Here is an 18,443-nt window from a genome sequence, read left to right as displayed (position 1 = left end):
CCCGGTCCGGCTACTCCTCCACGGGCTTCGCGTAACGCAGATCCACTGTGCCCGAGTAGCCGGGCAGGGTCACCGGGCCGTTCTCCTCAACCTTCCAGCCGAGCCCATAGACATTGACGTAGACCATGTAGTTCTGGATCGCCCGAGACGCGGCGAGCGCCTTCTGCAGCTTCCCCGGTTCACCGACCGCCGTGATCTTGTACGGCGGCGAGTACACCCGCCCCTGAAGGATCAGCGTGTTACCCACGCAGCGCACGGCACTCGTGGAGATCAGCCGCTGATCCATGACCTTGATCCCCTTGGCCCCGCCCTGCCACATCGCGTTCACCACGGCCTGCAGATCCTGCTGGTGAATGACCAGATAGTCGGGCTGCGGCTCCGGATAGCCCGGAAGCTTGGCGGTGGCGTCCGGCGGAGCGTCGTTCAGCGTGACCGTCAGCGACTCACCCGTGAGCTTCTGCGTCCCCGCACGCTTCTCCAGAGCCGCGAGCTTGTCGTCCTCCGCCTTGGTACTGCCGTCGTCCCGCTCGGCCAGCGCCTCTATCTCCTGGCGCAGGGTGCCGTTGGTCTCGTCCAGCTCGCCGTTCTCCTGGCTGCGCTCATGGATGAGGTCCGACAGCTTCAGCAGCGAACTGTCCGTGCGGATGTTGGTGCCCTTGGCGGTGTCGAAGCTGGTGAAGAAGATGAGCCCCGCGAGAGCGAACACCGCCGCCGTGAGGACACGCACGGGCCGAAAACGGCGCACGCGCTCAGGGGTGGATCCCGTCCCGGGGGAGTCGGCAGAATTGCTCAACGTACCCTTATCTCCTTCGGCGCGGCGGAAGCACTACGCTAACGGACGCCCGGGGGAGCAATCGGAGTCCCCTTACGCTGCCCCGAGACCGACCCAGTTACCTGCGCGGCCACGCAGCGCATCGACAGGAGAGACCCTCGTGCCGAAGTCACGTATCCGCAAGAAGGCCGACTACACGCCGCCGCCTGCCAAGCAGACGACCGCCATCAAGCTGAGCAACCGTGCCTGGGTCGCGCCGGTCATGCTGGCCATGTTCCTGATCGGCCTGGCCTGGATCGTCGTCTTCTACGTCACCGACGGCTCGCTGCCCATCGACTCGCTGGGCAACTGGAACATCGTGGTGGGCTTCGGCTTCATCGCCGCCGGATTCGGCGTCTCGACCCAGTGGAAGTAGCGGCCACGCTGCGGTGAACGCACCTCTGCCCAGGGGTGTTCGCTGAGTTATCCACAGCAGTTATCCACATGGGGATAATGAAGACGATCTGTGGATAACCCGTTGGACGTTGACGCCGGTATGACGGAAGTACCGGCGCTCGAAAACTTGTTCGCCCCCTGCCTGACCTGCGGAAACTCAAGTCAGCGCCAGGGGGCACACATGTTCCCGCACCGTATGCACAAGATCCGACACCCGCTGTGGACAACGCCTGGTCAGGCGAGCTGCGCCGTCCTCAGAACGGTCACGAGCACGACCACAGCCAGGACCAGGGCGCAGGTGCCGTACTGGACCAGTGCGCGGCGCTCCCGCGGGGCGTGGACCATGGCGTATCCGACGACGACACCGGCGACCAGGCCTCCGATGTGGGCCTGCCAGGAGATGTTGAAGCCTGGGCTGAAGGTGAAGATCAGGTTGATCACGAGCAGCGCGATGATCGGCCGCATGTCGTAGTTGAGCCGGCGCATCAGCACGGCCGTGGCGCCGAAGAGGCCGAAGATCGCGCCGGAGGCGCCCAGGGTCGCGGTGCTCGGGGAGGCCAGCAGGTAGGCGAGGGCGCTGCCGGCGAGGCCGGAGATGAAGTAGAGGGCGAGGTAGCGGGCGCGTCCGAGGGCCGCTTCGAGTGGTCCGCCGAGCCACCACAGGCTGAGCATGTTGAACGCGATGTGCCAGATCTCCTGGTGGGTGAAGATCGAGGTCACCATGCGGTACCACTCGCCTCCCGCCACGCCCTGGGTGGGTGTGAAGGGGGCGGGCGGCCAGGCGCCGAGGAGGACGATGTCGTTGAGCAGCGACTCGTGGACCTGGACGGCGATGAACACGGCCAGGTTGATCCCGATGAGGATCTTGGTCAGGAGCCGGGGGTCGGCGGCGATGGAGCCGCCGGCGATGGTGCGGGGCATGGTGGCGGTGGGCGAGTGTCCTGTGCCGGAGCCGGTGCGGACGCATTCGGGGCAGTGGAAGCCGACGGAGGCGTTGACCATGCACTCGGGGCAGATCGGGCGTTCGCAGCGGGTGCAGCGGATGCCGGTTTCGCGGTCGGGGTGGCGGTAGCACATGGGGACGCTGTGGGCGTCCTGCGGGCTGCCCGCAGCCTGGTCGTCCATGGTCTCCCCTAGGTTGTGTGAGTAAAGCTCGCCCCGCCCATCCTTACGGATAAGCGGGGCGATTGGTTCCCTGCGGGAGCGGTCGCACTCAGCGGGTCTCGATGACGACGGATTCGATGACGACGTCGTTGAGCGGCCGGTCGGTGCGCGGGTTGGTCTGGATGGTGGCGATGGTGTCGACGACCTTCTGGCTGGCCGGGTCGGTGACCTCGCCGAAGATGGTGTGCTTGCGGTTCAGCCAGGCCGTCGGGGAGACGGTGACGAAGAACTGTGAGCCGTTGGTGCCGGGGCCGGCGTTGGCCATGGCCAGCAGGTAGGGCTTGTCGAAGCGCAGGTCGGGGTGGAACTCGTCCTCGAACTGGTAGCCGGGGCCGCCGGTGCCGTTGCCCAGCGGGTCGCCGCCCTGGATCATGAAGCCACTGATCACCCGGTGAAAGACCGTGCCGTCGTAGAGCCTGGCCGTGGACTTCTCGCCCGTCTCGGGGTGGGTCCACTCGCGCTCGCCCTGGGCGAGCTCGACGAAGTTCTTGACCGTTTTGGGCGCGTGGTTCGGCAGGAGCCGGACTTCGATGTCGCCGTGGTTGGTCTTCAGGGTGGCGTAGAGCTGCTCGGCCACGATCTGCCTTCCGTTGTCTTTCCGTGACCCCCTGATCCTCGCACGGTCCGGTGCTCGCGTCGCCCGGCCTCGGTGCGTCGGGGGGAAACCCTCGGCGGGTGTCCGCAGAAATTCAGGCCAGTGGTCGCGGGGCGGGGGCGCCGGGCGGCGATCCGTGGCATTGTCGACGACAAGCTCCTGTTGCCCCTTATTCGTCCGCTATCGCACGTGATCGGTTCACAGATGCCGGTGTGTGTGACCCGGATGCCCTTCCGCGCATGCCTGGTCGTGCGCCAGGAGGCATGATCCGTAAAAGGGTGGAAAGTCGAAATACCGTACGCCACCGAGGAGGAGGAACCCGTGACCCGCATCGACAGCGTGCGCGCCGCGACTGGTTCGGCGAAGGACAGCGTGCTGCACGCCGCGGAAGTGGTGGCGCCCTACGCCGACACGGCCAAGGACAGGGCCGCGCACTACGCACACGAGGCACGCGTACGGCTAGCGCCCAAGGTGACGCAGGCCGCAGGGCAGGCGCGCGTCCAGTACGGCACGCATGTGCAGCCGTATCTGGAGCAGGCCCGCACGCATGTGCCGCCGAAGGTCGACCAGGCCGCCCAGGAAGCCGCCGAGCGCACGCGCAAGGCCGCCCGTCAGGCGGCGGAGTACTCCAGGCCGAGGATCGAGCAGGCGGTGGCCGCGGCCGTGCCTGTCACGACGGAGGCCGCGGCCCGGAGTACGGCCGCGCTGGCCGCGCTGCGCGGTCAGGTCACGTCCAAGGAGATCCAGCGGCTGGTCCGCAGGCATGAGCGGCGGGCGAAGGCCGGCAAGGTCATGAAGACGCTGGTGATCCTGGGCGCTGTGGCCGGTGGTGCTTTCGCCGCGTGGAAGTGGTGGGACAAGCAGGCCAACCCGGACTGGCTGGTGGAGCCGCCGGCGGCGACGGAGGTTCCCGAGTCGGGGCACTTGTCGTCCGTGGACGGCACGGGCCCGTCGGTCCTGGACCCGGAGGTCGAGGCCAAGCAGGCCGAGGATGAGGCGGCCGGCCGCGACGACCGTTCCTGAGGGCGCACCGGATTCAACAGCGCGGTGGGGCGGGAGACTTGAGGGTCTCCCGCCCCACCGCTCTGTTTCACGTGAAACAGGGCCGCCCCTAGCTGCGCCGGCGTGCGAAAAATGCCCTCCGATGCTGCGTTCTCGCAGTTCGGAGGGCATTTCTGGGATGTGGAGCCTAGGGGAGTCGAACCCCTGACATCTGCCATGCAAAGACAGCGCTCTACCAACTGAGCTAAGGCCCCTTAAGGGGACGTCCGGCCGGAGAAACCGCGTCCCGGCGGGCGTCGGAGACCAGAGTACCGGGTCACCCCCGTGGTTCCGCAAAAAGATTGGGGGTCCCCGTCGCCGACCACTCTCCGTAAGATGCTCGGCGTGGTTCGCTACCGCGAACCGCCGTACATGGGGAAGCGATGGGGAGACGCAATGGACGCCGCACAGCAGGAAGCGACCGCAAGAGCGCGGGAACTGCAGCGGAACTGGTATGGGGAGCCGCTGGGGGCGCTCTTCCGTAGGCTTATCGACGATCTTGGTCTCAACCAGGCTCGTCTCGCGGGGGTTCTGGGACTGTCCGCGCCGATGCTGTCGCAGCTGATGAGTGGTCAGCGGGCGAAGATCGGCAATCCGGCTGTCGTGCAGCGGGTGCAGCTGTTGCAGGATCTGGCGGGGCAGGTCGCGGACGGCAGCGTGAGCGCCGCCGAGGCCACCGAGCGGATGGAGGAGATCAAGAAGTCACAAGGGGGGTCGGTGCTCAGCAACACCACGCAGACGACGAGCAGTTCGGGGGCGCCGACGGTCAAGCGGGTCGTCCGTGAGATCCAGTCGCTGCTGCGGTCGGTCGCGGCGGCGGGTGACATCATCGACGCCGCCGACACCCTCGCTCCGACCCATCCGGAACTGGCGGAGTTCCTCCGGGTCTACGGCGCGGGCCGCACCTCGGACGCCGTCACGCATTACCAGTCCCACCAGAACTGATCCCGCCGCCCGGCGCTGAAGGGGGTTCGGCAGCGGGTTGCGGGTGAGGTGACGGGGGACGCGTCGCGCACGGACGGGCACGAGGGGGCGTGTTACGTACGGGGGACCGGCCGACGCGAGGGGGATGTACAGATCGTCGAAGGACTCGGGGGAGTCCGGGGGAGTCCCGTGTGGTCCTGGGGGCCCGGGGGATTCAGGGGATTCAGGTGTTTCGTGGTGCTGTTTCGCCCGTCGGGGAGTCGTAGCGCTCGCCGAGGGGGAAGCAAGGGGGGAAGGCGCAGGGGGAGGAGCGACGTACAGCCATGGGTGAGGTGTTCGCCGGCCGGTACGAACTGGTCGACCCGATCGGACGCGGAGGGGTCGGTGCCGTCTGGCGTGCCTGGGACCACCGCCGCCGTCGCTATGTGGCCGCCAAGGTCCTGCTGCAGAGCGACGCGCACTCGTTGCTGCGGTTCGTCAGGGAGCAGGCGCTGCGGATCGACCATCCCCATGTGCTGGCGCCCACCAGCTGGGCCGCCGACGACGACAAGGTCCTGTTCACCATGGATCTGGTCGCGGGCGGTTCCCTGGTCCATCTCGTCGGGGACTACGGACCTCTCCCACCGCAGTTCGTCTGCACTTTGCTCGACCAGCTGCTGGCGGGCCTGGCCGCGGTGCACGCGGAGGACGTCGTGCATCGTGACGTCAAACCCGCCAACGTGCTGCTGGAGGCCACGGGCACGGGCCGGCCGCGGCTGCGGCTGTCCGACTTCGGTATCGCGATGCGGCTGGGTGAGCCCCGCCTGACGGAGACCAACCTGGTCGTCGGGACGCCTGGCTATCTCGCTCCCGAGCAGTTGATGGGCGCCGAACCGGATTTCCCCGCCGACCTGTTCGCGGTAGGGCTGGTCGCGCTGTATCTGCTGGAGGGGGCCAAGCCGGACAGCAAGGCGCTCATCCAGTACTTCGCCGAGCACGGCACGCCCGGTGCGCCCAAGGGCATCCCGGAGCCGCTGTGGCAGGTGGTGGCAATGTTGCTGCAGCCGGACCCTCAGGCGCGGTTCCGTACGGCCACGGGGGCGCGCAAGGCCCTCGCCGCCGCCGCGGAGCTGCTTGAGGAGCCGGGGCCGGACGACGAGCTGATCGAGATCTTCGACCAACTCGGTCCGCTTCCCCCGGGGTTCGCGCCCGAGGGGCCGCTGGAGAGAGCGAAGGGGCTGGGGCCGGGGCAGGGGCCGTCCGATTCCTCCAGGATCGGCGAGAACCCGTCCCGGCGAGGGGGCGACGCGGGCGATTCCCCGGTGTCCGGCGGGCAGCACGCCGAGCGGCGGCGGCCGGATGCCGAGGCGGTGCCGGCCGACCCGCGCCGCGCCACCGGCCCCGACTCCACCCCGTTGCCGTCGATGTCGGACACCGGCAGCTTCCATCTGCCGCCTCCGCAGGCCTCCGTCACCTCGTCGCCCACGCCCACGCCCACGCCCGTGCCACCGGCCGGGCCGGCTCCGTATCGGCAGGCGCCCGTCTCGCCCCACGATCCGACGCACCGCCTGTCCCCCGCCCAGCCACTTCCACCGGTGTACTCGGGCCCGCCCCTGCCCCCTGCGGAGCAGTACCACATGGACGCCTCCACGGCCTCCTACACCGCCCCGAGCCCGCAAACCCCCGTGGTCGGCCAAACGCCGTCACGGCACCGGGCACAGCGGCCTTCCCATGCCGGGCCTGCGGCCAGGGTGGTGGTGCCGCTGCTGCTCCTGGCGCTGGCCTGTTACGCGGTGGGTTTCTGGGCCCTCACCCGCATCTGAGGGGTCCGGCAGCGCACGCGTGCTACGCCGGGGTCCTCCGCCTGGCCATCACCGTCCAGACGCCGAGTCCCACGAGCAGGGCGCTCCCGGTGCCGATGCCGCCCACGGCGAGCGCCCTCATGGCGGTGTCGTCGCCCGCGGCCACTCCTTCCGCGGCCGCCTCCCGGTCCTCGTCGGAGACCTCGAAGACGCCCTTCGGCACGGACTCCCCCGCGTACTCGGGCCCGCTCCTGGGCTGCCCGCTCGTGCGGACCCGCAGGGTCATCGCGTACGGCCCGTCCCCGAAGGTGTTCGCGACGGCCTCGGAGAGGTGGGCGACGAGGTAGTGGGAACCGGCGAAGCGCAGTGCGCCGACCTGGGCGGTGGGGGCGTAGCGGTTGGCGTGGTCGACCGGTGGCAGGGGAGGGAGGCTGCCGGACTTCTGGTCGCCGTCGTAGCCGACCCCGATGTCGGCGACGCGGCCGCGTGCGGGGTTGTAGAGGTCCACGTCGAGCGCGTCGGACGTGTAGCCGGTGCGGCCGGAGCCCGAGCTGCCGAGTTCCGCGGTGACGGCCACCTGCTGCCCCCAGTCGACCGGCACCGCGTAGAAGAGGGTCTGGCCGGGCCGGATGTCGTCCCGCCAGACACCTTGGTCGATGGGGGTGGCTCGGCTGAATCCGGCGCCGCCCTTCCGGCGCTCGGGCTCCCCCGGGAGCGGCTGGGGCGTTGCGGAGTTCCATGCCCCGGGTGCGCTGGTCGCGCCGGTCTTCGCTTCGCCGGGTTCCGTCATCGCGACGAGTTCGAGGTCCCAGGTGTCCGGCGAGGAGCCCTCGGCGTCGGGGTCGGCGCGTTCCACGGTCACGAAGTAGGCGCCGGCCTTCTGGCACAGTGGTCTGCCGGTGTCGCGTCTGCCCCAGGCCGCGATGGGGTGGGGGCTGCGTGCGGCCCCGAAACTCTGGGTGTCGGTGGAGCAGGTGTGGCCCTCGGCGTCCTGCACGCTCACCTTGACCCCGTCGATGACGGAGACGGTGCTGTCGGCGGGGGGTACGGCGGTGACGGAGACGTAGGCGTTCGACGCGGCGTCGAGGTCGAGGCGGTAGCTGACCTCGCCGTTGCTCGGCAGGGAGCTCCGGTAGGTCGAGCCGGGTTTCAGCGGGGCGGCGTCCGCGGTGCTTCGCGCTCCCTCGACACTCTGCGCGCCGTCGGCGAAGGCGTACGGGCTCGGGGTGCGGTCGGCCTTTCCGGCTGCGGCGGCCTGTCCGGGCAGTACGACCGCGGTCGCCCCCAGCACCACGGCGGCGGCGCCGACGCGCAAGCCAACCACCGGACGGCGGCGCCACGCCCCCGCGCCCCACACTCCTGCGCTCCACGCCCCTGCGCCCCACCCGCCCGGGCTCCACGCCCCTGCGCTCCACGCCCCCGCGCGCCGCTTCCACGCCGTACGACGCCGTTCCGTACGACACCGACCCCTCACGCGCCACCCCTCACCGTCGCCGGTCACGAAGTCGTGCCACCTGTGGCCCATCCTGCCGCGCGGGCCGGGTTCACGACCGGCCCTCGGCACACAAAACCCCGACCGCGAGGCGGCCGGGGTGTGCTCGGTCTGGGTTGTCGTGACTCACGAACCCGTGGGCACGGAGTCAGTCGCCTCCGTCCACAGATCCTGCTCGGCGCGATCCGCCTGGATCTGGCGGTACACGAGGAGCCCGCCGATGGCGGCCAGTGCGACCAGGAGAAGCTTCTTCACCGCGCGACCTCGTCTTTCGTTGACGTAGGGGACCTCTGGCGCCCGACTATACACACCGACCGAGACCGATCGGTGACCTGAGTCGGCCCTCAACTCCCGTCCCCGTGACCGGGATAGAAGCGGAGTACACCGCTCCGATCGGAGGGTGATCACACCCCGACGGACGGTTACTTTGACCTCCCTCCTCCCCTCTCCCTACCTTTTCGCCGCTCTTGGGGCCATCCGGGTGGTGTTCATCTGAACATCGCCGCGCCACGGGCGGAGGTCCACCACTTCGCGGCCCCCATACACATCATGAGGAAAGTACGCAAATCGCCCAACCCGAAAGTGAGGGGCCATGGCCCGGAACAAGGTCATGAAGGTGTGGACCACCATCGTCACCGCATTCATCGCGCTGTGCACGGCGCTCGGACTCGTCACCACGACCGCCGCCGCGGCCGTACCGCAGACCGAGCAGAAGAGCAACACCAACAGCAACGGCGCGAGCATCCCGCAGCAGCGGACGGCGGCACCGGCGATGTTCCCCTGGTCCTCCCCCAGAGCCCTGCCCCCCACGATGAAGCAGCGCATCCGCGCCGAGGCCCACGGCAAGACCCCTCGCTGCCGGCACCGCTCACCCGCGGACACGGCGTCCGCGCCCGGCACCGACTGCACCGACGAGGACCCCGACGCCGACGCGGACCATCTCACGCCGCTGAAGCGCTGAACCCCGTAAGCACGACCCTAGCGATCTGCGTACAGAGCCCGGCAGCTCACAGAGCGGCCGGGCTTACGCATGCCCTGCCCCAGCCCCGGGGCAGGGCATGCCCATACAGAGGACGGAGGGCCGGCCAGGACGACAGGCTGAGCGGCGCGCCCCTGTTCGCCGGCGCCGTGACGACACTCGACCTTCTGATCATCTTTGCCCTGACGAGGTGCTGTGCCGGAACCGACGGCGGTCGGTGAGGCCCCTCGGCCCAGCTTCCCCGTCTGAAATGCGAAAGACCCCCGGTCCTGGTGGACCGGAGGTCTTTTCGCTGGTGGGGCTAACAGGATTTGAACCTGTGGCCTCATCCTTATCAGGGATGCGCTCTAACCAACTGAGCTATAGCCCCGCCGCGCTCTGCGGTGTGTCCCGCGCGCTGACTCCTGAAGATTAGCGCACGACGTGGGCAGTCCCAAAATCGGTTGTCGGGGCACCGTCAGGGCAGCCACAGAGGCACGGCAGAGGTGCTGTCACTCGTCCTCGGCGAGGGTCAGCTCGACGCCGCCCACGAAGCCCGCGGAGAGGTTGTAGATGAACGCGCCGAGGGTCGCGAGAGCGGTCGCCAGGACGACGTCGATGACCGCGATGATCGACGCGAACATCAGGACGTTGGGCAGCGACAGGAAGGCCTGGAGGTCGAAGCCGTTGGACTCGTTCGAGCCGGTGGCCTCGGAGATCGTGCCGCCGACCGTCGAGAAGACGCCCATCGCGTCCATGACCATCCACAGCACGGCGGACGCGACGATCGTGCAGATGCCCAGGGCGATGGAGAGCAGGAAGCTCACCTTCATCACCGACCACGGGTCGGCCTTCGCCACCCGCAGCCGCGCCTTGCGGACACGCGGCGTGGTGCGCGCCCCCGTGCGCGGACGCCGCACGGCACCAGCGGCGCCGCCCTCCGCGCCCCCGGCCGCCCCCTGCTGCGCCGGATAGGCCTGCGGCGGGTGGTACGGCCCGGCAGCCTGCTGCTGCGTCTGCCGTTCCCCGGGCAGCGGCGAGGCCGTGGCCGGCTCCTGCGCGGCCGGCTGCGGCTGCGCGGCGGTGGCGGACGCGCCCGGGCCGGGCTTGTTCTTCTGGGTCTGCGGACCTCTGGTGTCCGTCACAGTTCCCCCCTGTGATTCATGCCCGTCAGGCGAGGACGTGTCCTTGGTCGGGGACTTGATCGCCTTCAGGTTGGTCGTGTGCGGGTCCGCCGCACGCGCGGCGGAGCCACGGCCGCCGTCGTCCGCTTCCGTACCCCTCGAGGTTCCGGCCGGTCCGGCGCCCGTGGCTCCGCTCACGCTGACTCACTCCTCGTGCCTACTCGGCCGAGGGCGCCTCACCCTCGTCCGTGCCGGTGGTCACGGCGCCTTCGGCGGTCTCGTCGACGACCACGTCGCCGTCGACCTCCTCCGCCTCGCGCCCCGCCTCGGCGTTGCGAGCGATGCCCACGACGGCATCGCGCTTGCCCAGATTGATCAGTTGGACGCCCATGGTGTCACGGCCGGTTTCCCTGATCTCGTTGACTCGCGTACGAATCACACCGCCCGACAGCGTGATGGCGAGGATCTCGTCGGTCTCCTCGACCACCAGCGCGCCCACGAGGGATCCGCGGTCCTCGACGATCTTGGCGGCCTTGATACCGAGGCCGCCGCGACCCTGGACGCGGTACTCGTCGACGTTGGTCCGCTTCGCGTACCCGCCGTCTGTGGCAGTGAACACGAACGTACCGGGTCGAACAACATTCATCGAGAGCAGCTCGTCGCCCTCGCGGAAGCTCATGCCCTTGACACCCGAGGTGGCACGGCCCATGGGGCGCAGGGTGTCGTCCGATGCAGTGAACCTGATCGATTGGGCCTTCTTGCTGATCAGAAGCAGATCGTCGTCCGCCGAGACCAGTTCGGCTCCGATCAGTTCATCGTCCGAACCGTCCTGACCCTCACGCAGGTTGATGGCGATCACACCGCCGGAACGGGGCGAATCGTAATCCTTCAGAGGCGTCTTCTTCACAAGGCCGGCCTTGGTGGCGAGCACGAGGTAGGGAACCGCCTCGTAGTCGCGGATCGCCAGGATCTCGGCGATCGCCTCGTCCGGCTGGAAGGCGAGCAGGTTCGCCACGTGCTGACCGCGCGCGTCCCGGCCGGCGTCGGGCAGCTCGTAGCCCTTCACGCGGTAGACCCGGCCCTTGTTCGTGAAGAACAGCAGCCAGTGGTGCGTGGTGGACACGAAGAAGTGGTCGACGATGTCGTCTTCCTTGAGCTTCGTGCCGCGCACGCCCTTGCCGCCGCGCTTCTGGGCGCGGTAGTCGTCGGTCTTGGTGCGCTTGATGTAGCCGCCCCGGGTGACCGTGACGACGATGTCCTCCTCGGCGATCAGGTCCTCGATGGACATGTCGCCCTCGTAGGGGATCAGCGTCGTCTTGCGGTCGTCGCCGAACTTCTCCACGATCGCGGCCAGTTCGGCGCTGACGATGCCGCGCTGGCGGACCGGAGACGCGAGGATCTCGTTGTACTCGTTGATCTTCGCCTGGAGCTCGTCGTGCTCCTGGACGATCTTCTGGCGCTCCAGGGCGGCCAGCCGGCGCAGCTGCATCTCGAGGATGGCGTTGGCCTGGATCTCGTCGATCTCCAGCAGGCTCATCAGGCCGCCGCGGGCGATCTCGACGGTGTCGCTGCGCCGGATCAGCGCGATGACCTCGTCGATGGCGTCCAGGGCCTTCAGCAGACCGCGCAGGATGTGCGCCCGCTCCTCGGCCTTGCGCAGCCTGAAGCGCGTACGGCGGACGATGACCTCGATCTGGTGCGTCACCCAGTGGCGGATGAACGCGTCCAGCGAGAGCGTGCGCGGCACGCCGTCCACCAGCGCCAGCATGTTGGCGCCGAAGTTCGTCTGCAGGTCGGTGTGCTTGTAGAGGTTGTTCAGCACGACCTTGGCGACCGCGTCCCGCTTCAGCACGATGACCAGGCGCTGGCCGGTGCGCGAGGAGGTCTCGTCACGGACGTCCGCGATGCCGCCGATCTTGCCGTCCTTGACGAGGTCGGCGATCTTCTGGGCGAGGTTGTCCGGGTTGACCTGGTACGGCAGCTCCGTGACCACCAGGCACTGGCGGTTCTGGATCTCCTCGACCTCGACGACCGCGCGCATCGTGATGGATCCGCGGCCGGTGCGGTACGCCTCCTCGATGCCCCGGCGGCCCACGACCAGCGCGCCGGTCGGGAAGTCCGGGCCCTTGATGCGCTCGATGAGCGCTTCCAGGAGCTCCTCGTGGGAGGCCTCGGGGTTCTCCAGGTACCACTGGGCTCCGGCGGCCACCTCGCGCAGGTTGTGCGGCGGGATGTTGGTGGCCATACCGACCGCGATACCGGCCGAGCCGTTGATCAGCAGGTTCGGGAAGCGGGCCGGCAGGACGGTCGGCTCCTGGGAGCGGCCGTCGTAGTTGTCCGTGAAGTCGACGGTCTCCTCGTCGATGTCGCGGACCATCTCCATCGACAGCGGCGCCATCTTGCACTCGGTGTACCGCATGGCCGCGGCCGGGTCGTTGCCCGGGGAGCCGAAGTTGCCGTTGGAGTCGACGAGCGGCATGCGCATCGACCACGGCTGGGCCAGGCGGACCAGCGCGTCGTAGATGGAGGAGTCGCCGTGCGGGTGGTAGTTGCCCATGACGTCGCCGACGACGCGGGCGCACTTGTAGAAGCCGCGCTCGGGGCGGTAGCCGCCGTCGTACATGGCGTACAGGACGCGGCGGTGGACGGGCTTGAGGCCGTCACGGACGTCCGGCAGCGCACGCGAGACGATGACGGACATCGCGTAGTCGAGATACGAGCGCTGCATCTCCGTCTCGAGCCCGACGGGCTCGACGCGCATGGCGAGGGCGTCACCCTCGGGCGTCGTCACGGGAGTGTTCTCGTCGGTCATTGCTGGTGAAGATCCTTCCCTGTGCGGTCAGCTGAGACCGACTCAGATGTCGAGGAAGCGGACGTCCTTGGCGTTGCGCTGGATGAACGCGCGGCGGGCCTCGACGTCCTCGCCCATGAGGACCGAGAACAGGTCGTCGGCCTGGGCGGCGTCGTCGAGGGTGACCTGGCCCAGCACGCGGTGCTCCTGGTCCATGGTCGTGATGCGCAGCTCCTCGGCGTTCATCTCACCGAGACCCTTGAAGCGCTGCACCGAGTCGTCCTTGATGCGCTTGCCCGCGTTGCGGCCCATCTCGATCAGGGCGTCGCGCTCGCGGTCGGAGTACGCGTACTCGAAGTCGTCCTTGCCCCACTTGATCTTGTAGAGCGGCGGGCGGGAGAGGTACACGTGCCCGGCCTCGACCAGGGGCCGCATGAAGCGGAACAGGAAGGTCAGCAGCAGGGTGTTGATGTGCTGGCCGTCGACGTCGGCGTCGGCCATCAGGATGATCTTGTGATAGCGCAGCTTCTCGATGTCGAAGTCCTCGTGGACTCCGGTGCCGAAGGCCGAGATCAGCGCCTGGATCTCCTGGTTCTGCAGGATCTTGTCGATCCGCGCCTTCTCGACGTTCAGGATCTTGCCGCGGATCGGGAGGATCGCCTGGTACTGCGGATTGCGGCCGGACTTGGCCGAGCCACCGGCGGAGTCACCCTCGACGATGAAGATCTCGCACTTGGTGGGGTCGTTCGACTGGCAGTCGGAGAGCTTGCCCGGCAGGGACGCCGTCTCCAGCAGGCCCTTGCGCCGCGTGAGGTCACGGGCCTTGCGGGCCGCCACGCGTGCGGTGGCCGCCTGGATGCCCTTGCGGATGATGTCCGCGGCCTCGTTGGGGTTGCGGTCCAGCCAGTCCGTGAGGTGCTCGTAGACGACCTTCTGCACGAAGGTCTTCACCTCGGTGTTGCCCAGCTTGGTCTTCGTCTGGCCCTCGAACTGGGGCTCGCTCAGCTTGACCGAGATGATCGCCGTCAGACCCTCGCGGATGTCGTCACCCGTGAGGTTGTCGTCCTTCTCGCGCAGCAGCCGCTTGTCGCGCGCGTACTTGTTGATCAGCGAGGTCAGCGCGGCGCGGAAGCCCTCTTCGTGCGTACCGCCCTCGTGGGTGTGGATGATGTTGGCGAAGGAGTACACGCCCTCGGTGTAGCCGCCGTTCCACTGCATCGCGACCTCGAGGGACAGGCTCTTGTCCTTGTCCTCGGCCTCGAGGTCGATGACGGTGGGGTGCACCAGGTCTCCCTTGCGGGAGTTGAGGTACGTCACGAAGTCGACGATGCCGCCCTCGTAGTGGTACGAGACGCTCTTGACCTCGTGCTTCTCGTCCTCGCCCGCCTCGTCCGCGCCGGCGGTGGCCTTCGCCGACTCGCGCTCGTCGGTGAGGTTGATGCGCAGGCCCTTGTTGAGGAACGCCATCTCCTGGAAGCGCCGCGACAGCGTCTCGAAGGAGTAGTCCGTGGTCTCGAAGATGTCCGGGTCGGCCCAGAAGGTGACCGAGGTGCCGTGCTCGTCGGTGGCCTCGTGCTTGGCGAGCGGGGCCGTCGGGACGCCCAACTTGTAGTCCTGCGTCCAGCGGTGGCCGTCGGTCTTGACCTCCACCGCGACCCTGGTGGACAGGGCGTTGACGACGGAGACACCCACGCCGTGCAGACCGCCGGAGACCGCGTAGCCGCCGCCGCCGAACTTACCGCCCGCGTGCAGGACCGTCAGCACGACCTCGACGGCCGGCTTGCCCTCGGAGGGGACGATGCCGACCGGGATGCCACGGCCGTTGTCGACGACCCGCACGCCACCGTCGGCGAGGATCGTGACGTCGATGGTGTCCGCGTGCCCGGCGAGCGCCTCGTCGACGGAGTTGTCGACGACTTCCTGCACCAGGTGGTGGAGTCCGCGCTCACCGGTCGAGCCGATGTACATACCGGGTCGCTTGCGGACCGCGTCCAGACCCTCGAGGACGGTGATGGCGCTGGCGTCGTACGAGGCGGTCACCTCGCCGTTCGACGAGGTGACCGCGCCGGTGGTGCCGGCGTCGGTGGACGGAATGTTCTCGTTGGGGTTGCCGGAATCGGCCACGAAGCGCCCTTTCTGGCACAGCACGAGCCAGGCTCGTCGGCGGGTTGCCGGAGCGGCTGCGGCATGTTGCGTTGGTAAGCCTTGATCAGCGTTGCTCAGCTTTTCCCGGACGGTCCCCAGCGAGTGGGGCGGGATTGCTTCCAGTCTACCGGTAGCACTGACACTGATGGGGGTTTGCCGGTACCTGAGTCCGCATGTGCCGCCCTCGACGGGTCTTGTCCGACTCCCGATATGCGGATGGGGGCTCCAAGAGGCTCACGGAGGCACTCAGCGCTTCCGGCCGTCAACCCTTTGCTACTTCGGAGTCAGGTCGCGATTCGCAACCGTGTGCGGGCCCACGACGAAGCCGCCTCCGGCGCTCCGAAAGAGCAGACGGGAGCCCTTGATGTGATGTCAGTCACGTGCTGTCCACGGGCGGGGAACGGGTGCCGATCAGCCGCAGATCAGCCGTAGATCAGCTCCAGATCAGCCGTAGGTATCGCCCGGACCGGTACTGCCGGGGGCGCGCAACGGGCCGTAGCGGCGGGCCGGGCCACCCGGGCCCTGCACCTTGATCAGCGTCACCCTGCCGTGCCCCAGATCCTCGTTCAGGCGCGCGACCAGCGTCGGCGCCAGCAGCCGGAGATTGGTCGCCCAGGCCGTCGAGTCACAGCGCACGGTCAGGACGCGCTCGTCCTCGTCGTACTTCTCCGGCACACAGTGCTTGGCGACGTCCTCGCCCACGATCTGCGGCCAACGACCCATCACACCGCCCACCGCGGCCGGCGCCTCCCAGCCGCGCTCGGTGATCAGCCGGTTGATCGCGGCGCCGAACGCCATGGGATCGCGCCCGTCGGCGCGCGCGCCGGAGCGCAGACCACCGCGACGCGCCTGCTTCTTCTGCTGCGCCGCGTCCCCCCGCGCGCGGGCGGCCTCCTTCGCGGCACGCAGCGCCACCCGCGCGAGATCCACACCGGAAGGCTCGGGGGTGCCGCTGGATGTGTTCTCCGTCATACGCGCTCGACCGCCCCCTCCGACACCGCGAACCGCGTCCCCGACAGCACATGCGGTACGTCGTCGTCGACCGCGGCCGTCACCAGGACCTGCTCACCGGGAGCGACCAACTCGGCCAGACGCTCCCGACGACGGGTGTCCAGTTCGGCGAAGACGTCGTCGAGCACCAGCACCGGCTCGTTGCCCTCCGCCCTGAGGAGGTCGTACGAGGCCAGGCGCAACGCCAGCGCATAGGACCAGGACTCGCCATGAGAGGCATAGCCCTTGGCGGGGAGCTGGCCGAGCTTGAGCTGCAGGTCGTCCCGATGCGGACCGATCAAGGTGACGCCGCGCTCGATCTCCTGCTTCCGGGCCTCCGCGAGCGCCGCCATCAACTGCTCGAAGAGGTCCTCGCGGGTGTGCGCCTCGCCCGGCGCGGACGGCTTGTACTCCAGCGCGATCGGCCCGCCACCCGGCGCCAGTTGCTCATACGCCTTGTCGGCCAGCGGCTGGATCGTGGCGATCAGGTCCAGACGCTGGGCCAGCAACTCGGCGCCCGCGCGCGCGAGATGCTGGTCCCACACGTCCAAGGTGGACATGTCCATGGTGCGTCCGCCGTGCCGACGAGCCAGCGCCGCCGACTTCAGCAGGGTGTTGCGCTGCTTGAGAACCCGGTCGTAGTCGGAACGGACCCCGGCCATACGGGGAGAACGCGCGGTGATCAACTCGTCGAGGAAGCGCCGCCGCTCCCCCGGATCGCCCTTGACCAGCGCGAGATCCTCCGGCGCGAACAGCACGGTCCGCACGATCCCCAACACATCACGCGGCCTGACCTGCGAGGACCTGTTGATCCGGGCCCGGTTGGCGCGCCCCGGGTTCAGCTCCAGCTCGACCAGCTGCTGCCGTTCGCCCTGCCGGACCTGCGCCCGGATGATCGCACGCTCGGCACCCATCCGGACCAGAGGAGCATCGGAGGACACCCGGTGACTGCCCAGGGTGGCCAGATAGCCGACGGCCTCGACGAGGTTGGTCTTGCCCTGCCCGTTCGGCCCGACGAAGGCCGTCACCCCGGGATCGAGCGGGACCTCGACCCGGGGGTAGGAGCGGAAGTCGGCCAGCGACAGATGCGTGACGTGCATGGTCGTTTCGCCGACCTCCCTGGATCCTCGGTCACTTCGTCAGGTACTCGGTTACTTCTTCTCGACCGCGTGGCCGCCGAACTGGTTCCGCAGCGCCGCGATCATCTTCATCTGGGGCGAGTCCTCCTGCCGGGAGGAGAACCGCGCGAACAGCGATGCGGTGATCGCCGGCAGCGGCACCGCGTTGTCGATGGCCGCCTCCACCGTCCAGCGTCCCTCGCCCGAGTCCTGTGCATAACCCCGGAGCTCGTCCAGGTGCTCGTCCCCGTCGAGCGCGTTGACCGCGAGATCGAGCAGCCAGGAGCGGATCACCGTGCCCTCCTGCCAGGAGCGGAAGACCTCCCGGACGTCGGTCACGGAGTCGACCTTCTCCAGCAGCTCCCAGCCCTCGGCGTAGGCCTGCATCATCGCGTACTCGATGCCGTTGTGGACCATCTTCGCGAAGTGGCCCGCGCCTACCTTGCCGGCGTGCACCGAGCCGGAGTCACCCTCCGGCTTCAGGGCGTCGAAGACCGGCTGCACCTTGGCGACGTTCTCCTTGTCGCCGCCGTACATCAGCGCGTAGCCGTTCTCCAGGCCCCAGACGCCGCCGGAGACACCGCAGTCGACGAAGCCGATGCCCTTGGCCGCCAGCTCCGCGGCGTGCTTCTCGTCGTCGGTCCAGCGGGAGTTGCCGCCGTCCACGACGACGTCACCCGGCTCCAGCAGCTCGGCGAGCTGGTCGATCGTGGTCTGCGTGGCCTCACCGGCCGGGACCATCACCCAGATCACGCGCGGGCCACTGAGCTTGCCCACCAGCTCTTCCAGGCTGTGGACATCGGCGAGGTCCGGGTTGCGGTCGTATCCGAGGACGGTGTGGCCTGCGCGGCGTATCCGCTCGCGCATGTTGCCGCCCATCTTGCCGAGGCCGACGAGACCGAGCTCCATCAGTTGTGTTCCTTAGGTTCTGCGACGTGGCGTGGCGGCACGTGCGTACCGCGCGGCACTTTCGTACCGCGTCCGAGCCTAAACCCGGACGCTCGCGCACATCTGTGGGCATACGCGCTCAGTCGTACGCCCTCACCTGCAGGTTTGTCCTCAGCCTGTGGACAGCCGTGGATGATCCGCGACGTCCCGCCTGTCCCCGGGAGA

General features: G+C 68.7%; 16 protein-coding genes and 2 tRNA genes. 5 read left to right on the top strand and 13 right to left on the bottom strand.

All coding sequences use genetic code 11. The features are described 5' to 3' along the window. Positions 1 to 10 precede the first annotated feature (10 nt). Complete coding sequence (locus ACFZDE_RS18790) at positions 11 to 793, bottom strand: DUF881 domain-containing protein (protein WP_390998553.1); 783 nt, start codon at positions 791 to 793, stop codon at positions 11 to 13. 139 nt (positions 794 to 932) lie between these two features. Between ACFZDE_RS18790 and crgA the strand changes: the two genes are divergently transcribed. Next, positions 933 to 1,187 carry a cell division protein CrgA gene (gene crgA, locus ACFZDE_RS18785; RefSeq protein ID WP_030846986.1) on the top strand — a complete coding sequence of 85 codons (255 nt, stop codon included), beginning with the start codon at positions 933 to 935 and terminating at the stop codon, positions 1,185 to 1,187. Positions 1,188 to 1,441: 254 nt separating this feature from the next. Here the strand turns inward: crgA and ACFZDE_RS18780 are convergent, their stop codons facing one another. Continuing rightward, complete coding sequence (locus tag ACFZDE_RS18780; protein ID WP_391200825.1) at positions 1,442 to 2,332, bottom strand: rhomboid family intramembrane serine protease; 891 nt, start codon at positions 2,330 to 2,332, stop codon at positions 1,442 to 1,444. A gap of 88 nt (positions 2,333 to 2,420) precedes the next feature. Further along, entirely contained in the window at positions 2,421 to 2,948 is a 528-nt protein-coding gene (locus tag ACFZDE_RS18775) for a peptidylprolyl isomerase (protein ID WP_391200822.1), read from the bottom strand. A 339-nt stretch (positions 2,949 to 3,287) separates the two neighbouring features. Between ACFZDE_RS18775 and ACFZDE_RS18770 the strand changes: the two genes are divergently transcribed. Continuing rightward, positions 3,288 to 3,989 (top strand): DUF5324 family protein, encoded by a 702-nt coding sequence (locus ACFZDE_RS18770; RefSeq protein WP_390998545.1) that lies wholly within the window; start codon positions 3,288 to 3,290, stop codon positions 3,987 to 3,989. A gap of 160 nt (positions 3,990 to 4,149) precedes the next feature. Here ACFZDE_RS18770 and ACFZDE_RS18765 read toward each other — a convergent pair. Then, a tRNA-Ala gene (locus tag ACFZDE_RS18765) sits at positions 4,150 to 4,222 on the bottom strand. 181 nt (positions 4,223 to 4,403) lie between these two features. On the opposite strand from ACFZDE_RS18765, the gene ACFZDE_RS18760 reads away from it, so the two are divergent. Together ACFZDE_RS18760 and ACFZDE_RS18755 are read left to right on the top strand one after the other, a co-directional pair. Beyond that, on the top strand, positions 4,404 to 4,952 hold the full coding sequence (locus ACFZDE_RS18760) for a DNA-binding protein (RefSeq protein ID WP_031105349.1): 549 nt from the start codon (positions 4,404 to 4,406) through the stop codon (positions 4,950 to 4,952). Between the two features lie 302 nt (positions 4,953 to 5,254). Beyond that, complete coding sequence (locus ACFZDE_RS18755; RefSeq protein ID WP_391200820.1) at positions 5,255 to 6,733, top strand: protein kinase; 1,479 nt, start codon at positions 5,255 to 5,257, stop codon at positions 6,731 to 6,733. 22 nt (positions 6,734 to 6,755) lie between these two features. On the opposite strand, the gene ACFZDE_RS18750 is transcribed toward ACFZDE_RS18755, so the two are convergent. Both ACFZDE_RS18750 and ACFZDE_RS18745 read right to left on the bottom strand, forming a co-directional pair. Next, positions 6,756 to 8,237: a hypothetical protein gene (locus ACFZDE_RS18750; protein ID WP_391200818.1), complete on the bottom strand. Its 1,482-nt coding sequence runs from the start codon at positions 8,235 to 8,237 to the stop codon at positions 6,756 to 6,758. Between the two features lie 93 nt (positions 8,238 to 8,330). Further along, positions 8,331 to 8,459 (bottom strand): DLW-39 family protein, encoded by a 129-nt coding sequence (locus ACFZDE_RS18745; RefSeq protein ID WP_003999697.1) that lies wholly within the window; start codon positions 8,457 to 8,459, stop codon positions 8,331 to 8,333. A gap of 337 nt (positions 8,460 to 8,796) precedes the next feature. Between ACFZDE_RS18745 and ACFZDE_RS18740 the strand changes: the two genes are divergently transcribed. After that, positions 8,797 to 9,165: a DUF6344 domain-containing protein gene (locus ACFZDE_RS18740; RefSeq protein WP_390998535.1), complete on the top strand. Its 369-nt coding sequence runs from the start codon at positions 8,797 to 8,799 to the stop codon at positions 9,163 to 9,165. Positions 9,166 to 9,476: 311 nt separating this feature from the next. Here ACFZDE_RS18740 and ACFZDE_RS18735 read toward each other — a convergent pair. The 7 genes from ACFZDE_RS18735 to gnd form a co-directional block, all read right to left on the bottom strand. After that, positions 9,477 to 9,553, bottom strand: a tRNA-Ile gene (locus tag ACFZDE_RS18735). 121 nt (positions 9,554 to 9,674) lie between these two features. Then, positions 9,675 to 10,484, bottom strand: a complete 810-nt coding sequence (locus tag ACFZDE_RS18730) for a DUF3566 domain-containing protein (protein ID WP_391200816.1) — start codon at positions 10,482 to 10,484, stop codon at positions 9,675 to 9,677. 19 nt (positions 10,485 to 10,503) lie between these two features. Then, positions 10,504 to 13,098 (bottom strand): DNA gyrase subunit A, encoded by a 2,595-nt coding sequence (gene gyrA / locus ACFZDE_RS18725; RefSeq protein ID WP_391200813.1) that lies wholly within the window; start codon positions 13,096 to 13,098, stop codon positions 10,504 to 10,506. A gap of 42 nt (positions 13,099 to 13,140) precedes the next feature. After that, a complete protein-coding gene (gene gyrB, locus ACFZDE_RS18720; protein ID WP_390998528.1) occupies positions 13,141 to 15,201 on the bottom strand; it encodes a DNA topoisomerase (ATP-hydrolyzing) subunit B in 2,061 nt (686 codons plus the stop codon). Between the two features lie 465 nt (positions 15,202 to 15,666). Further along, entirely contained in the window at positions 15,667 to 16,194 is a 528-nt protein-coding gene (locus ACFZDE_RS18715) for a DciA family protein (RefSeq protein ID WP_390998525.1), read from the bottom strand. Next, on the bottom strand, positions 16,191 to 17,312 hold the full coding sequence (gene recF, locus ACFZDE_RS18710; RefSeq protein WP_352097338.1) for a DNA replication/repair protein RecF: 1,122 nt from the start codon (positions 17,310 to 17,312) through the stop codon (positions 16,191 to 16,193). Before recF ends, ACFZDE_RS18715 begins: the two co-directional genes overlap by 4 nt. Positions 17,313 to 17,363: 51 nt before the next feature. After that, positions 17,364 to 18,239, bottom strand: a complete 876-nt coding sequence (gene gnd, locus ACFZDE_RS18705; protein ID WP_390998521.1) for a phosphogluconate dehydrogenase (NAD(+)-dependent, decarboxylating) — start codon at positions 18,237 to 18,239, stop codon at positions 17,364 to 17,366. Between the last annotated feature and the right edge of the window lie 204 nt (positions 18,240 to 18,443).

The sequence above is a fragment of the Streptomyces sp. NPDC007929 genome (assembly GCF_042959065.1).
GTDB lineage: Bacteria > Actinomycetota > Actinomycetes > Streptomycetales > Streptomycetaceae > Streptomyces.
This window is presented reverse-complemented; position numbering and strand designations above follow the sequence as displayed.